The 15,174-nt window shown below is 59.9% G+C and carries 10 protein-coding genes and 1 pseudogene; 7 read left to right on the top strand and 4 right to left on the bottom strand.

Annotation, left to right across the window (positions count from 1 at the left end; translation table 11 throughout):
* Positions 1-695 precede the first annotated feature (695 nt).
* Both BN2476_RS43705 and BN2476_RS43700 read left to right on the top strand, forming a co-directional pair.
* The gene (locus tag BN2476_RS43705) at positions 696-989 is read left to right on the top strand and encodes an HU family DNA-binding protein (protein WP_268958032.1); all 294 of its coding nucleotides are present in this window, start codon (positions 696-698) and stop codon (positions 987-989) included.
* 258 nt (positions 990-1,247) lie between these two features.
* Positions 1,248-1,616, top strand: a complete 369-nt coding sequence (locus tag BN2476_RS43700; protein ID WP_227747277.1) for a hypothetical protein — start codon at positions 1,248-1,250, stop codon at positions 1,614-1,616.
* A gap of 53 nt (positions 1,617-1,669) precedes the next feature.
* Here the strand turns inward: BN2476_RS43700 and qatD are convergent, their stop codons facing one another.
* From qatD to qatA, 4 genes are all read right to left on the bottom strand, one after another.
* Positions 1,670-2,437 carry a Qat anti-phage system TatD family nuclease QatD gene (gene qatD, locus BN2476_RS43695; RefSeq protein WP_087740313.1) on the bottom strand — a complete coding sequence of 256 codons (768 nt, stop codon included), beginning with the start codon at positions 2,435-2,437 and terminating at the stop codon, positions 1,670-1,672.
* The gene (gene qatC / locus BN2476_RS43690; RefSeq protein ID WP_087740312.1) at positions 2,434-3,807 is read right to left on the bottom strand and encodes a Qat anti-phage system QueC-like protein QatC; all 1,374 of its coding nucleotides are present in this window, start codon (positions 3,805-3,807) and stop codon (positions 2,434-2,436) included. The genes qatD and qatC overlap by 4 nt, the downstream gene beginning before the upstream one ends.
* Positions 3,804-4,601: a Qat anti-phage system associated protein QatB gene (gene qatB / locus BN2476_RS43685; protein ID WP_321574965.1), complete on the bottom strand. Its 798-nt coding sequence runs from the start codon at positions 4,599-4,601 to the stop codon at positions 3,804-3,806. Before qatB ends, qatC begins: the two co-directional genes overlap by 4 nt.
* Positions 4,602-4,683: 82 nt before the next feature.
* Positions 4,684-6,642, bottom strand: a complete 1,959-nt coding sequence (qatA, locus tag BN2476_RS43680) for a Qat anti-phage system ATPase QatA (protein WP_087740311.1) — start codon at positions 6,640-6,642, stop codon at positions 4,684-4,686.
* Positions 6,643-7,057: 415 nt separating this feature from the next.
* Here qatA and BN2476_RS43675 point away from each other — a divergent pair, with 415 nt between their 5' ends.
* From BN2476_RS43675 to BN2476_RS43660, 5 genes and pseudogenes are all read left to right on the top strand, one after another.
* Entirely contained in the window at positions 7,058-7,432 is a 375-nt protein-coding gene (locus BN2476_RS43675; protein WP_143811230.1) for a GIY-YIG nuclease family protein, read from the top strand.
* Positions 7,433-8,053: 621 nt separating this feature from the next.
* Positions 8,054-11,806 carry a DEAD/DEAH box helicase gene (locus BN2476_RS43670; protein WP_087740309.1) on the top strand — a complete coding sequence of 1,251 codons (3,753 nt, stop codon included), beginning with the start codon at positions 8,054-8,056 and terminating at the stop codon, positions 11,804-11,806.
* Between the two features lie 230 nt (positions 11,807-12,036).
* A pseudogene (locus BN2476_RS49870) lies at positions 12,037-12,174 on the top strand (AAA family ATPase); the annotation flags it as partial.
* 15 nt (positions 12,175-12,189) lie between these two features.
* Positions 12,190-13,761 (top strand): ATP-dependent nuclease, encoded by a 1,572-nt coding sequence (locus BN2476_RS43665; RefSeq protein ID WP_218274613.1) that lies wholly within the window; start codon positions 12,190-12,192, stop codon positions 13,759-13,761.
* Complete coding sequence (locus BN2476_RS43660) at positions 13,754-15,148, top strand: UvrD-helicase domain-containing protein (RefSeq protein ID WP_087740307.1); 1,395 nt, start codon at positions 13,754-13,756, stop codon at positions 15,146-15,148. Before BN2476_RS43665 ends, BN2476_RS43660 begins: the two co-directional genes overlap by 8 nt.
* Positions 15,149-15,174: the final 26 nt, after the last annotated feature.

The following is a 15,174-nucleotide window of genomic DNA, read 5'->3' as shown; positions in this document are numbered from 1 at the left end:
TTTTGCCGGGTCAACTTCATTCGGCTATTCCTTTCTATCCTCGATCGAGGATATCTACGCTATACCCTAAGGGAGGATATGTTTGCTAAAGCATATCCTCAATCTTGAGGGGCGATACGCGTGCGCGGAATCTGCTTTTTCGCTGACCAGGGGAGGCGTTATGGAGCCAAGCGTTTCCGAGCTGATGTTCTAGCTAGCTGCGGCCGCCCTGGCAAGCAGTATCTCTTCGCCGACGTCGGGTCACCTTTGCTCTCGGTCCGCGCAACGTCTGTCTGGGCTTGTAGGGGCGGTGGACGTGTCGAGCGGGCCTGTAGATGTTTATTTTTCGGGGAATGCTCCTGCGCCCGTTTGGGACCCTGCTGACCAGGGCGTTGCGGAGATAAGCACTTTATCGAGGCCATGTCGCCGTCCGACGCTTTGCCGCGCCTGCGGCGCGATCTGCGGATGCCGACCTCCGGGGCAACTTTGCGCTTGAGCGGAACGGACGTCAAAATCCGGTTCGGACGATTGATTTGCGCCATGGGAGGGAGCTTTTTCGGAAATTTCCGAACAGCGGGGCATCGATGAAACTGACGATCGTGCGATGTATTTTGGCTGCAGGCGCATCCATCGATTGAAGCCGCAACCACGTAGCACCTTGTGTTCTGCCCTCCAGATGTTGTAGCGTGCCAGTTCGGTTCGCATCAGCGGACACCATTTGGGAACACAGGATGAACAAGCAGGAACTGATTGACGCTGTAGCTGCCACGACGGGCGAAAGCAAAGCAGGTACCGGTGAAACCATTGATGCAATCATTGAGGCAGTTACGCGAGCGGTCTCGAAGGGCGACACGGTGCAGCTGATAGGATTTGGGTCGTTTTCAACGGGCGCGCGAGCAGAACGGAGCGGCAGGAATCCATCGACGGGCGAGACCATCACGATTCCCGCGGCCAAGACGGTCAAGTTCACAGCCGGCAAGGCATTCAAGGACGCCGTGAACGCGTCGTAGTCGGGACCGGGTGCACCACGCGCCCGTTGCCGCATTTGGACAGCATTCGAGCTTAAACCGCCTGTGGCAGACTGCCGGGTTTGCCTGTGTTCACCGGCATTTGTCCACGACTCGGCTACAATGGATTAGAGTTGTCCCGGGCCGGTAATTAGCTAAATGAGTTCGAAACGTAGCGGGGGTGGGGCGTCGCGCTCGCGTCGGCCGCTCACCAAGACAATGTTGTTGCCGATGGACCAGGCCTCTGTTCGGGAGCAGTCATTGGCCTATCATCTGGCACTCGCAACCTGCCGCAACGGTCACGGGAACGGGCATCTTTGCAATGAGTTGATGCGCGCGATATACGTCGCATGGTTCCTTCAACAGGCTGGCTACGGCAACGAACCCGTTGAAAAGTTTAAGACGACGGAGCACGCAATCGAGGACGCCTTGGCGCGCGCTCACGAATCGAATGAATGGCTTCTCGCTGGCGACGCAATGCCGGCGTTTGAGGGACTGCTTGCGTTGCATGACTCGCAATTGGCTGTCGCGCCACTTCACAAGATAATTGAAGCGGAGCGGCGACTAAAACACTTTCTCGCAGGTACAGCCTCTTCGCCGATTCCTGAGACGGATCGAGGCGACTTTTGACGCTGATCGCGAGTGTGCGCCGTCAATTCAAGAAGTCCGAACTCGTCTAGCAGTCAGGTTGTTACCAGTCGCTTCAGATTGTGCAGTATCTGCGCTGCAACAGATTCGATGGGGAGGCTCAGCAGCACCGCGAGTTCAGACACCGTACGTGCGACATCGCGAGGTCGAGTTGGCTGGCCATCCTCAACCACGAATGGCCCATCTGTCTCCGTCAATACACGTTCCAACGGCAGGCCGCTGATGAGCTTGCGATGTTTGGCCGACCGGAGCATCTCGGCGTTAACCGAGAAGAAGCAACCCATTTCGACGGCTCGGCGAGCCTCGGCGGCGGTGCCGGTGAACCAGTGCAGGACGGCCTGCCCGCGGTCGACAGGTAGTGCGCGCTCGAGGTGACCCAAGACCTTGGCTACCGAACGCACGCTGTGGATGGTCAGGATCTTGTCGCCGTGTTCAGCGCAGGCGCGAAGGATATGGTCAAACACCCGTTCCTGTGCCGGGAAGCTGCGATAGAAGCGTGGCCCAGCGTCCAGCCCGATCTCGCCGACATAACGGGTATCGGGAAGATAGCGTTCGAGTAGCGCCAGTTCGCTCTCGCGTTCGGCGACCAACTGTGGGTGCAGTCCCAGCGCTACGCGCACATGCGGCGAGTTCTGGGTCAACTCGCGATTGCGTGGCCACGCCTTTGGTGTGGTGGTGACGGCGAGGGTCGCCACGCGTTCCCGGTCACACTCGGCGATCAGCGCCTCGTGGTCCGGATAGAGGTCCAAGTGGCAATGGAAGTCCACCCACTGTGGAGTCGATCGTGTCGATGCCGCCGTCATAGTGGTCCCGCTCGCACACCACGCAAAAGGCGCCCGACTTCCTGGAGTCCGGCAACGTACACGGCTTCGTAGTCCGTCAGCCTGTCGGGGTGATCAATCAGGGGGCCGGGGCGATGGATATCAAACCGCGCCCGCTCGGGATTCCTGGCCAGGCGCGATAAGGCGAGTTGGAAGGAACGCACGTCCTTACCCTCCGCCCTGTTGGTGTCGAGCATCTGTGCGCGCAGGTTCGCGATCCGATAGGGCGTCCAATCCCGCCCGAATGCCTCACGAATGGCAGCACGACGGATGAGGCACGGGACGCAGCGACCGCAATGCTTTGGCACGCGTTCACTGGGATCGGGATCATAGCGCCGGCTGCCAGGGGACGAACAGGACATCGTATTCCGCGCTTCGCGCCGGAGAAATTCCTGATCGGCGCAACGCGTCGTCATTTCACCCTTTGTCATGAAGGCATAAGGATTTTCCAGACGAACGGTCAACCCGAGCCCGCGTAAGAGGTCATCAAACCGCGCCATGTAATACGGATGGGTCGTGCGGGTACTCAGTGCGCCCAGGCGCAACGGGTCCAGCGGCACATTCAGTGAAATCAGCCCGTTTTCTGGCACGTGAACCACCATGTCCCCGCCCACCGCGTCCGCGGCCACGGCAGCCAGGGAGAAGAACAGGAAGGAGCGGCCACGCAGGGTGTCCTCGATATCGCTTTCCTCCACCGTATCGGTCGGAAATCCGACGCGAGCGCGGATATGTTGAAATGCAGCGTCGGGATAGCGACCCGCCAGGGCCCCGACGCAGTGGGTCTGATGGGAACTGGTGATCCCATCCCAATAGTGGCTAACCAGTAACGGCGCCTGTCCGCTGGCCAGCAGATCAATCGCACCGATGAAGCTGTCAAGCCCGCCGGAAAAGAGGCATACGGAGGTGGGATTGGCTAGGCGTAGCTGGTCGGGTTCCGGCGCCATCTCACCGACGCCCGAAGGGCGGGGACGGAAGTACACGCACCATCGATCTCCCGTCAGGAAACCCAGCATGGTCGTAATAAGCGGCACCAGCGCTGCCCATCGCGCTGGATCGTGGACCGGCAGGTGCAGATCGATTTCGCGGGTCCAGGCATCCTGCGCATTCGAAGCGCGCGAGATGCGTGTATCTGCTGCTGTCACGGTGGCAGCGAGCAATACAAGGTCTACCGCAGTTTCCGACGGTCGCAGGCCCAACTGGGCAAGCTGTTCAAGCGTGCTGCCGAGCCCAAATTCAAGTCGATTCTGGCTTTCCAGAAAATTGACGTCCGTCTGCTGCGTATCCGTACGGCTCACCGATACATGACCGGTGTCAGACGCTCCGAGTCGGGCGATGATGCTGTGATGTCTCATGATGCGGCCTCACCGGCGGCGGCGACTAGGTCGAACGCCGTTTCGTAAATCTGACTGACGACGGTATCGAGCTCGCGATCGGACAGCCTTTCGAGCCCATCGAGCCGTCCGGCCAGTTGCCCCCTCGTCGCGCCGTCGACGAAATCGTGCAACTGGTCCTGCGTATCTTGCACGGCGTCCACATCATCCGGAAGCGTGATGCCACGTTTCCCGATATCGGCCATTACTCGACCCTCGATAGAGCGCACGATAAAGTCGAGGAAGAAGTCCTGCAACTGCTCGCGCGTGAGGGAGTCGAAGCTCCCGGCATCCCCCTCGGCCAGATCTCCGATTGTTTCAAGCATCGCCTGCCGGGCGATGGCCTCGTCGACCGTGCCGCCCGGTGGGCAGATGAACTCCAGCATCGAAACGAATACGTCCGCGGCCGGTTGCCCGGCGAGTCCGTCGAGATTGAGCCGGCGTAGCGCCTCAACGGGGCCCAGCTGCTGGACGTCCCGAACTACACCGAGCAGTCCCCGGGCCGCCGCGCGGGATGCGCCCATGCGCCGGGCAGCCCGTCGGGCGCCGCCCGTCCCGCTGCTGACGTAGCTGGCGACGGCCCTGCCGAGCGCGCTCCCGCTGCCCGTGCGAGCGAAGCGCGTGAAGCTGCCACGCGCACCGCCGAGCGAACCTGTACCCGAGGTATCCGGTCCCTGGGGCGTGTGCGGTCTCGGCGGCGTCTGCGCTGGAATCGGGCCCGCAGGCGGCACGGGCTGCTGCGGCGCCGACGGCGGTGTTACCGTGGGCGCCGGCATCGCGGGCGGCGTCGGATCATCAACGAACGAGGGTACGAGGCCGCTTGCCGGTCCCCCGTAGGCTTTCGAAGTCCCCATCGCGTCAGCCCCGTTGCGCCAGCTTGGCGATACCGTGAGCCGCCTTTTGCAGAACCTTGTTTTCCGTCTGCTCGGACCAGGCCTTCAGGATCGTCTGGAAATCGGTGGCCACGCCAGCGTCGCGAAAACATGCGCCCCAGCTCGACGCCGCCCAAGTACCGAGCTTCTCGATGGGCAACTCGCGGACGAATTCCAGGGCCCGACGCTGAAGCGCCGGATGCACAGTCACTAGGCGTACAAGTCCGTCCACCCCTTTAGGTTTGGCATTGAACTTGTCTTCCTGCAGGATTCGGCCGCGGAGCGTGTCGAACACCTCTTCGGATTCGGGAGCGGTGAGCCTGGCGATCTCGTCGGCGGCGCCGCGTACCATGAGGGTCGGGCCCATGAGTTTCTCGACCAGCCCCTCGAGATGACTCGCCGCCGCGAGGCCTCCGAGCGAACTGCGCTTGTCACGCGTTACGAAAACGTAGGGACGAAGATCGACGTTGATCAGGGACGGTTCCATCGCCGCCCAACTGATGGCCCACTGATTCTTGTCCCACTCTGCCACTTCGGTAGCGACGGCCGCTTGAGTTCCGCGGGAACCCTTGCGCGCTTTGGTCGCGCCCTGTTCGTCATCCTCGTCGTTAGCCGTAGTGGGATGACGCACGTGCTCTTCGAACTGGCGCACCGCATCGGGCTGGCCGTCGGGGTGATGGGCGGCCAGCCGTGCAATCTGCTCATAAAAATCCGGGTAGAAGCGTTCCGCAAGCATGATCTTCGCGAGCACGGGTCGCTGGATATCGGTACCGAACCCACGTTCCTCGGCGATCGCCTGTCGTAACATCAACGAGTTCAGGAACCGTTTGATCTGCCGGGGGTTGCCGCGTGTACCCTCGCTGAGGATCTGCGTGACGTGGGCGCTAATCACGAGTGCCTGATCCACTTCGGTGGGCACGGACCCACCCATCGCGCTTTCAACCGTACGACGATCCAGGCCTCGGCTCTTCCACGGACGCTTCATGTCTTCGCGCGCGGCGTTGAGCAGGGCCAGGAACCGCGCGTCGTCGGAGCCGAGCGCGTTTTCTGCCAGCAACAGTGTCACGTAGACCCGTGTCTCGGCAGCACCAAGCGCGGGTATCCGGAAGGGCACCTGGATAAGTTTCTCGAGGTAATTCCGTGCGTAACTGACGGGGCCTGCACTTGGCGGCAGGTCCGGGAAGTGTTCGCGTACTGCGTACTCGATCATCAGTTCGTCCGCGCCGATGACGAAGGCGCTACGCTCGACGAAGAGGAACAGTCTGATCGCTTCCAGGGTCGCGATTGCTGTTTTCGGCAGACACCTGTCCAGATCATCCACGATGACCACGAGGCGGTCGACGTCCGCGGCATCGAGCAATTCCTTGAATTCCTTGCGGAAGGCGTGGATATGCTCGGGCAGATTGTCGCTGGACTCGTCTGCGTCCTTGATGAAGTCGCCAGCCTTTTCGGCTGCGGCCTTCAGGTCTTCCGCTGTGATGTGCTCCTGGGGTTTGGCCAGGAAGCTTGCTGCGAACTCATAGAGTCCCTTCACCTGGTCGAAAGTCGGTATGCCGGTTGCCGCCGTCAGGGCGAAGCCACCCGCCTTGCGGGCGAGCTTCAGCCAGTCGATACGCTTCAGTACCTTTTTGGCGATCTCCTTGACTTTCTCAGATGTCGGCCGCGCACGGCGAAGTTCATCGACAATGGTTTCGAGTACGACAGTCTTGGCGTCTTCAAAACCTTCGAATGTCCATCCGTTAAACCACAGGCAAAGTACCCGATCGTTGCCGGCGAAAGATGCTTCGAGCATCTTGAGGACACTCGATTTACCTGCGCCCCAATCGCCATGAACGCCGACGGTCACCGGCGAGTCGAGTGTCTTGTCCACCAGTTTGACGACAGTCTTCGCTATCGCTTCGTAATACAGGAGATCGGTTGCGGTCTCCTGGTCATTCAGAAACATGTGGTCTCCTCTGTGCGGGGCGATGATTCGACTTCGGTGATGAATGGACGTCGGCGAGAGTATAGCGACGATGTCGGTGACGTGCCGATAACTACTGTTGCTTACGGCTGATCCCGCAAAGTGCGCAGCCGTGAGCGCTAGATTGTGGAATCGGCGCGCGCGCTTTCGGTGCGACTTATAGCAACACGCTCGGCTCGGAGCAGGGCGCTGGACTGAATCCAGTTGGCTACAAGGGCAGTTCGGGCAAGTTCCACAACGCGGAACTTAACTTGAAGTATCGAGCGGGAAAGGCGAGGGCGAGGTGTTGGGCAGCTAACAGACTTCATAGAGCAAATCCGTATCCTGCCTCTTGCGGTAGGCAACCATCCCAGTCCTCAAACTCAGCTTTTTTTGACATTCCCCAACAGGACCTCCAATGAAAAAGCCTGTTCCCGTTCGCACTACAGCGGAAGAGCCCGTCGACGCTAAGAGATCGGCCATTCCGCCAGGTCGCATGGCAATCTCTGGCACCGTGCGCGGTCCCGACTGCGCGATTCCTTCGCTCCCCGGAATCTATCGCCACGTCGGTCCGACGGGAGAGATCGACTACGCGGGCCAGACGAATGATCTGCGGCAGCGTCAACAGCAGCATGAACGACTCGGAAAGCTCAACCTAGACAAACAGCGCGTCGCATTTGCAGTTGCGCCGCCGGGCACGAGCAAAGACGCATTGATTGAGACGGAAAAAGCGCATATTGCTCGTCATCAACCATCAGGTAACAAGACTCGTGGTGGGAATGGTCGACGGTAATTGGGATGGGGAGCGTTTCGACTATGGAAGTGCGCTCGCGTCTCCCCGTTAGTCGAGACGAGAATCAGCCGGACCTTCCCGCCGTTGCATTGCACGATTGCTGCTGCACGGCCAATGATGATGCCCATTTACCTCCGGAGAGCTGATGCCGCCGCTCGGCGACCGCGAACCCGGCAAGGGTTGGAATGCTGCTCCCTCTCTCCGTCGGACTCTTTGTCATGAACCGCGTGATAGCGAGCGTGTGTTCGATTATGCGAAATGCATAAATCGACGTAAGCACGCAACCCTTCAGTTTTTGTCACAAGCTGCCGTTGATGAAATTGTTGAATCGGGCTCTGTGTGAGACGAGATCGTCGAATGAGCATGAAGGGGGTGAGAGGTTTCAGTGCGTTGTCTATCGGGTCTAGGATGTGCAGTCATGCCCCAGCCCCCTTGGGGATAGCTGGCATGGGTAATTAGTTGACGATTGTGGGCTCGTCCCGGCGCGTCGTCGGGCGCAACTAGATGTAGCGGGGGCCGTCCGGAACGTAATGTGTGCGCGCTCCAGAACGCGGAACTCAGTTAGTATGTCGGCCGGAAAAATTAGAACAGACACGTCAAGTCCGGGGGCGATGAATCACGATGGCGAAGGAATCAATGAAGGTGGGGCATCAGAACGGGGTTCGCGATAGTTGGAAGGAAGCAGAGGCGGCCATCAATTTTTGGCAGGCTCTTGAGTACCTTGCTCCACAGTCTCCACCGGCCGTGAAGCTGGAAGATTCGGTCTGGGAGTTCGAGCGCGACGCAGTTGACCGCGAATTGCCATGGCGTGACTCGAAGAAGCGAGCCATTCTGGATCGCCAGATCGGTCCGAACAGGAAGTTTCAGCTCTTCGCGGGCATACTCAATGGCGGCTATTTCATTGAGAGCGCGCGCCGCTACCTCAGTGCAGACCCGATCGACAATTCGGAATTGCGCCCAACCTCACCGGCCGCTTGTGTTGTTCTAAATGTCAACGGCGAAGGAATGGCGAGCGGGCAGGTGTTTGTCAGCACCGTGCCGTGGGCGATGGGGCAGATTGCAAACGCGCGGAACCAGTCAGCGGCGCTTGATTTCCGGGGATTCTTCGGGATTGGTGGACTTGAAGAGCAAATCCGCGAGAAAGTGCAGGACCTTATGGTCGAACGCCGACTCCTTGCGAGAATAACCTGTGAAGTGCCCAGTGACGAAAGCACTGCGGAAGAGACCACGCCGGTGCCGCGTGTAGACGCTTGCGTAGAAGGCGATGCGCCTGCGGTCGCGGAGTTCCGCCCCGAGCCACCTCCTTTGCGGCCAGTAACGTCGGGCGATGTTCAAGTCATTACCAATCTGGTCTTTGAGCTCTCGGGCTGGCATCCGGAGCAGCTTGAGAGGTGGCGCATCCAGGCTCTCTGGGCGCCCGAAAGCGAGGCGGTGGACAGCGAAGCTTCAAAAGCGTCCCAGGATGATCCTCTGAACAGCTTCTATGCTGAAGATCTGGAAGACGTAGGCGACGCGGTGGCGGCGCGGAAAATCGGCGTCGGTTTAGAGGCATATCTGAAAGGGGAGGATTCAATCGGCCGCGTTGACCTGGAGTCGGAGGTTGACCGGTTGATCGACGGTGTCCATCCGTCGAAACTACCGGCTGGCTGCTGGCCGGCGAAATTCCCTCTGGTCACAGCCCAGCAGTTCGCCGTCAATACCGTGATGAATGATCTTGCCGACGGTGCCGGTCTCTTCTCGGTAAACGGTCCACCCGGTACCGGCAAGACCACCATGCTCAAGGACATTATTGCTGCCGTCGTGGTGAATCGCGCGGATGTCCTCGTGGACTTCGATACGCCCACGTCGGCCTTCGCAAAACGCCTTGGCATTGAAGACTATCAGTATCCGGTGTATGAGCTCGACGCGCGTTTGCGGGGCTTTGGGATCGTGGTGTCATCCGCCAATAACGGAGCGGTGGAGAACATCACGAAAGAGCTACCGGGACTGGCTGCGATCGCGCCGGGTATCGACCTCGATTATTTCTCGGTGCTGGCGGATTCGGTAGCCGCGCCGCAGAAGGCGAAACAACGTGCGGCGACACAGGAGCGTTGGGGCCTGGTTACCGCGGTGTTGGGCAACAAGAGCAATCGCAGCCAGTTTGCGACGCGCTTCTGGTTCTCGGGGCTGCCGCAGAAGAAAACGGATGGAAAGCCACAGCCCAAACCGGATCCGCTTCGATTGCGCTCCCTGCAAGATCTCGTTAAGACGGGCGAGCACGGCGCGCTATCGTGGGAAGAAGCACGCAGTCAATACCGTCAGGCGCGCAAGAGAGTGAACGGCTTGACGCGTATGGCAGCCAACGTCGCCGACGCCATTCAGCTGAATACGCGCGCAATGGCCGAAAAAAAGGTGGCCCTTGCAACATTGACTAACAATGAGCAGGCCCACATCGGTCAGAAGGAAGCGGTGCGCCGGGCACAGGCCAGTTTGGAGACCGCTATTCGCGAGGACGAGCGCGCCGTACATCAGGTATCGATCTGCAAGACATGGAGCAATGCCGATGCGGAGAGGAAGGCACAGCAGAAAGCCTATGATCTGCTGCGGGAGACGGTAGACCCGGCCGCATTGGACAATGCTGGTACCGGGCATGAGACCGCGGTAGCCGCGATACGTGGCATTCAGACGGACATGGAATTCCACTTTCGAGGCAAGCCGGGATTCTTCTCTGAACTCTTCCGTACACAATACAGCCGTCGTTGGAATGTGCGTGGTGTTGAGCTCGAGCAGCAACTGCGCGAGGCGCGCGTGAGAGAAGCGACTGCGGCTGACCGACTCGCCAAGGAGCAAGCTTTCGGACGAAAGCTCGGCACACTGGCGGAGGCCGTCGCGGCTGCCAATCGACATGAAGCGAACTGCAGGAAGGAAGTCGAACGCACCCGGATATCGCTCGATGATATCTGCCGTGACGAAGGAGATGCCGGGCTGCCGGCCCGACTTCTCGACAGGTTGACCCAGGCGCGCGATCGTTCAGCCATCATCGTTCGCGATGCACGCGACACCTTGGGCCATGCGCAGACGCTGCTGGGCGCTACCCAGCAGCGCATTGATGAGGCACAGTCTCGGGTGACGCGGGCCGACGCGGATCTCAAAAAGGCGCAGCGCGCGCTATCCGCATCAGAGGTGCCTGCGGACAAGATTGCCCTATGGGATCTTTCAAAGCTGGATCGAGATTCGTTGCACCGTGCAGCGCCCTATGAATTTACGGCGCTGTTCGAGGCGCGCCGTGACGTTTTCGTCGCCGCTATGAAGCTGCACCAGGCGTTTGTCGTGGCGGCGTGGAGCCGCTTGTCTCGCACGCTTAGTGCGTTCGTGAGCCTGCTGCAGGGCAACCTCAATGTCACCCAGATCGAGAAGGGGCCGATTCATCTCTGGGACGCGTTTTTCCTGGTAGTTCCAGTGGTCTCCACGACCTTTGCCTCGTTCCCGCGGCTCTTTCGGAGTATTAAGAGCGAGCAACTCGCTTGGCTGATGATCGACGAAGCGGGTCAAGCGACACCTCAACAGGCGGCTGGCGCAATCTGGCGCAGCAAACGTTCGGTGATCGTCGGAGATCCGTTGCAGCTGGAGCCGGTCGTGGGGGTGCCGCAAGAACTGATGGCGCCGTTGCTCAAACGCTGCTCAGCCGAGAAGCAGTGGTCGCCTCCGCGCGCCTCTGCGCAGACGCTGGCCGACCGCGCGAACCGGTTCGGGATGTATCTCGGGGAACCCGACGCAGAGGAGCGTATCTGGCTGGGATCTCCGCTACTCGTCCACCGTCGCTGTCTCGATCCGATGTTCCGCATTGCCAATAGCATCGCGTACGAGAACAAGATGGTCTATGGCACCAACGATGACGACGGTCCAGACGGTATCGGGCCGAGTCGCTGGGTGCAGGTTCAAGCGGAGCATTCTGACGGGCATTGGGTTGAAGCACAGGCCCTGCGCGCTATGGAATTGGTTGAGCAGCTTACGGGTGGCGTACTCAAGCAGAACGGACAGTTCAAAGTCTACGTTATCACGCCGTTCCGAACAGTTGGTGGCAAGATCAGGCAGCTGCTTTATCGCCGCTACGGCGAGGTGAGCAAGGGGATGGCGGGGACAGTCCATACCTTTCAGGGTAAGGAGGCCGACCACGTGGTTTTTCTACTCGGTGGCAACCCGTCCAGCCCTGGCGTGATTTCCAGTTTTGCTGGTGCAAAACCGAATTTGGTAAACGTCGCGGTTACGCGCGCCAAGCGTCGGTTGTATGTGGTCGGCGACCGTCGTTTCTGGACGGGGCCATCCGACGTCCATCGTATCTTTAATCGCTTGGCAGAGCATCTGGACAATGTGCCGGAAGAAATACCCGCGTAATCGATGCAGTAGGCCTGACTGGTCGCACGGACTGGGCCGAGAGATGCTTCGGAGCGCCAGCGCTGCCGGACGACCGCCGACAATCCCTTGGGACGCACGACCCGAAGTCGGCGGTTGCGTACACATCGATTGACTGATGGCGAGCATCGATTCAAGGCGTTTGGAAGTACCGTGGACGCTCACGGGATGAAACAGGGATACTGCCTTGGAACGCCCCAAAAGGAACAGAAATGCAAATACGACAACTTAAAGTCACAAATTTTCGGGGCATCGCATCGTTAGATTGGTCCCCCAGTCTATCGTTCTGTTGTCTGATTGGCCCGGGTGATTCCGGCAAGTCGACAGTCCTTGACGCGATAGAAGCAACGCTTTCTTCGCGGTGGTTGTCGTTCACCGAAGCGGACTTCATCGGCGGCGACACTACGAAGACGATTGAGATCGAAGTCACTGTGGGCGAGCTGTCCAAGGCACTCAAGTCGGACGAACGGTTCGGGCTTTATATTCGGGGCTGGTCCGCCGAGGGGACGATCCGCGATGAGGCTGAAGATGGCGACGAGCCGGTCCTGACCATTCGGCTCACCGTGGATGCCACCTTGGAACCAGCATGGGAGATTTGCTGCGACCGAATCGAAGACGTGCGCACGCTCTCAAATCGCGATCGCGCACTCTTCGGTTTAGTCCGTCTCGCCGGTGAGGACGCCCGACACTTGGCGTGGGGTCAAGGCTCGGTGCTGTCTCGGTTGACCGGGAACAACGAGGAGGCCTCGGCCAGATTGGCACAAGCCTACAAGGCTGCCCGAGACAGCGCGGGCCTCCACGAGATCGAGGCCCTTATGGAGGCTGCGACGGCGGCTGAAGGGTTTGCCAAAGGCATGGGTGCTTATGTCGAGGGGGCATACGCACCCGGGCTGGAACTTGGCCGCGGGGGTCTTTCCGCAGGCTCCATTGCGCTGCACGACGAGGGGGTTCCGTTGCGAATGGCCGGCTTGGGAACCAGGCGCCTAGCTACTCTCGCGATCCAGAAGTCCGCCGTATCGGAAGGCGCTATCGTTCTTGTCGATGAAATCGAACATGGGCTCGAGCCACATCGCATCATGGGGGCCATCTCCCAGCTTCGACGCGACCAGACCGTCGCCTCAGAGGCGAATCGCCCGGTCGGTCAGATTATTCTTACCACCCATTCTGAGGTGGCCTTGGCCGAGGCAGGAGCCAAGTCGCTCTTCGTTTGTCGGACGTCTCGCCCGGATCGTGCGACTACGGTGATCAAGCCTGCGGCGCCCGATCCCATCCATGCTCTGATGCGGTTCAACCCGCGAGCGCTGTTCGCTCGGCGCATCCTGGTCAGCGAGGGGATGACCGAAGTGGGGATGCTTAACGGCCTGCGGGAGTTCTGGCCGCCTCGTCATGACGATATGCCGTGCGAACACAAGGGGGCATCAGTTGCGGATGGCAACGGTGGGCAAACTGTGTCAATCGCATTGGGGTTGGCACAATTGGGATATTCCGTCGCAGTTTTCCGCGACTCCGACGTGCCATTGACCGTGGAGGCAGCGGCCTCGCTGGATGAGGTAGGGATTCCAGTGTTTGAATATGGAGGAGAGCTGGACTCCGAGCACGCACTGTTTTCTGCTGCGAGTGACGAGCAGGTTCAGCGTCTGCTTGAATATGCTCGCGAAGAACGTGGTGTCGGGAAGATCAACGACAACCTTCTCGCAGCACTGGATCTGGATCGAGTAGATATCGCGGGCGATTTCGCGTTGTGGGACCTGATCTCAGCGTTCGATGGTCGCGAGTTGCGCGAAAAGATTGCGGGAGTCTTCGGCGCCAAGAAGTGGTTCAAGGATCAACGCATCGGTCGCGGCCTCGCTCCTATTGCGTGGGACATTGCAATGACGAGCCCCGAATCCCCGATGGCACTGGCGCTGGCCGCTGCTGAGGCTTGGTTATATGCTTGACGCCGAAGAGCTCTTGGGCTTCAGTAGAGGAGCCATTGTCGCGCCGGCGGGGCACGGAAAAACTGAGCAGATCGCCAAGGTAGCGGCGCTCGGACGACGTACGCTCATTCTTACTCATACTCACGCCGGGGTCCATGCCATCCGGTCGAGACTCAAGCGCTTGAAGGTTCCACATGCGGCGGCAGTGGTCGATACAATCGCCGGCTGGTCGATGCGGTATGCGCACGCCTTCCCCGGAATCGCACAGCCCTGCGAAGGCATGCCGCAAGGAGCGCAGTGGGACGACCTGTACAGAGGAACCATTCGAGCTCTCGCCATTGGCGCGGTTCGCCAAGTGGTCGAAGCCTCCTACGACCGCATTCTGATCGACGAGTACCAAGATTGCAACGGCTTGCAGCACGAGCTTGCGACGACGTTATCCACCATCGTCCCGACTTTGGTCTTTGGCGATCCGATGCAAGGCATCTTCGAGTTCGCCGGTGCGACTCTCAACTGGGAAACGACCATCTTCCCGTGGTTTCCCCTGGTCGATGAGCTTGATGTTCCTCATCGCTGGGAGAATCGTAATCCGGAGCTTGGAGAATGGATTGCGGAGGTTCGAGAGAGGCTGATGCGGGGTGACGGCATTGACTTGTCGGTCGGACCGGTCGCCTTCCGCCGCGCCGATACGGCGTTCGATATGGGGCCGTTGTTCGATGGCTTCGACGGCGTTCAAGGCAGCGTCGCTGCTATTCATTGCAACAAGGGAATCTGTTACCGACTGGCTCGCGCGGCGGGCGGCGGATACCAGGCTATCGAGGAGGTGGCCGCGAGGCGTTTGCAGGAGTTCTGCATAGCTTGGGATAGTTGCGATTCACGTCAAAGCCGAGTCGATGTCATCACGAGTCTGTTGGACGATTGCGTCAATGTGAAGGCGCTAGAGGATGGCGAAGAGGACACTCTTGCCGATCTGGCAACCAATGCGAGAATCAGGCTAGCGGTAGCCGATCTTTTTGGTCCTGGCGCGGCGGAGGCGGGGGCGACAGTCTTGTCGTTGATTCCTCGGCGTGCGCGCTACCAGCTCTACCGCAGGGAGCTTTGGCGCGATGTTGAGCGCGCCATGGCGGACGTTGCGGCTGGCCGCTGTGTATCGATGACGGAGGCCGCTGAGCGAGTAAGGCAGCGTGCGAGCCTCGCAGGACGCCGGCTTCCGCAGAGAACTGTATCAACGCCATTGTTACTGAAGGGTCTTGAGTTCGATCACGTGGTGGTGCCCGACGCCTCGCATTTCGCCCGAGAGCAACGTGCGCAGGCGAAGCTCTTCTATGTTGCAATTTCCAGGGCTACGCATTCGTTGACCGTTTCCGCACCGGACAATTGGGTGCACTTTCAAAGGCCGGACCTTTAAGCCTATTTGAAGTTGACCCGGCAAAA

Source organism: Paraburkholderia piptadeniae (genome assembly GCF_900007165.1).
Classification (GTDB): Bacteria; Pseudomonadota; Gammaproteobacteria; order Burkholderiales; family Burkholderiaceae; genus Paraburkholderia; species Paraburkholderia piptadeniae.
Note: the sequence above shows the minus strand (reverse complement) of the source record. Positions and strands in the feature narration are given on the sequence as shown.

What these genes read in the sequence shown, in the direction of transcription:
- qatD (WP_087740313.1), bottom strand. Translation starts at nt 2,437, where the DNA reads ATGACGGCGGCATCGACACGATCGACTCCACAGTGGGTGGACTTCCAT.
- qatC (WP_087740312.1), bottom strand. Translation starts at nt 3,807, where the DNA reads ATGAGACATCACAGCATCATCGCCCGACTCGGAGCGTCTGACACCGGT.
- qatB (WP_321574965.1), bottom strand. Translation starts at nt 4,601, where the DNA reads ATGCCGGCGCCCACGGTAACACCGCCGTCGGCGCCGCAGCAGCCCGTG.
- qatA (WP_087740311.1), bottom strand. Translation starts at nt 6,642, where the DNA reads ATGTTTCTGAATGACCAGGAGACCGCAACCGATCTCCTGTATTACGAA.
- BN2476_RS43675 (WP_143811230.1), top strand. Translation starts at nt 7,058, where the DNA reads ATGAAAAAGCCTGTTCCCGTTCGCACTACAGCGGAAGAGCCCGTCGAC.
- BN2476_RS43670 (WP_087740309.1), top strand. Translation starts at nt 8,054, where the DNA reads ATGGCGAAGGAATCAATGAAGGTGGGGCATCAGAACGGGGTTCGCGAT.
- BN2476_RS43660 (WP_087740307.1), top strand. Translation starts at nt 13,754, where the DNA reads ATGCTTGACGCCGAAGAGCTCTTGGGCTTCAGTAGAGGAGCCATTGTC.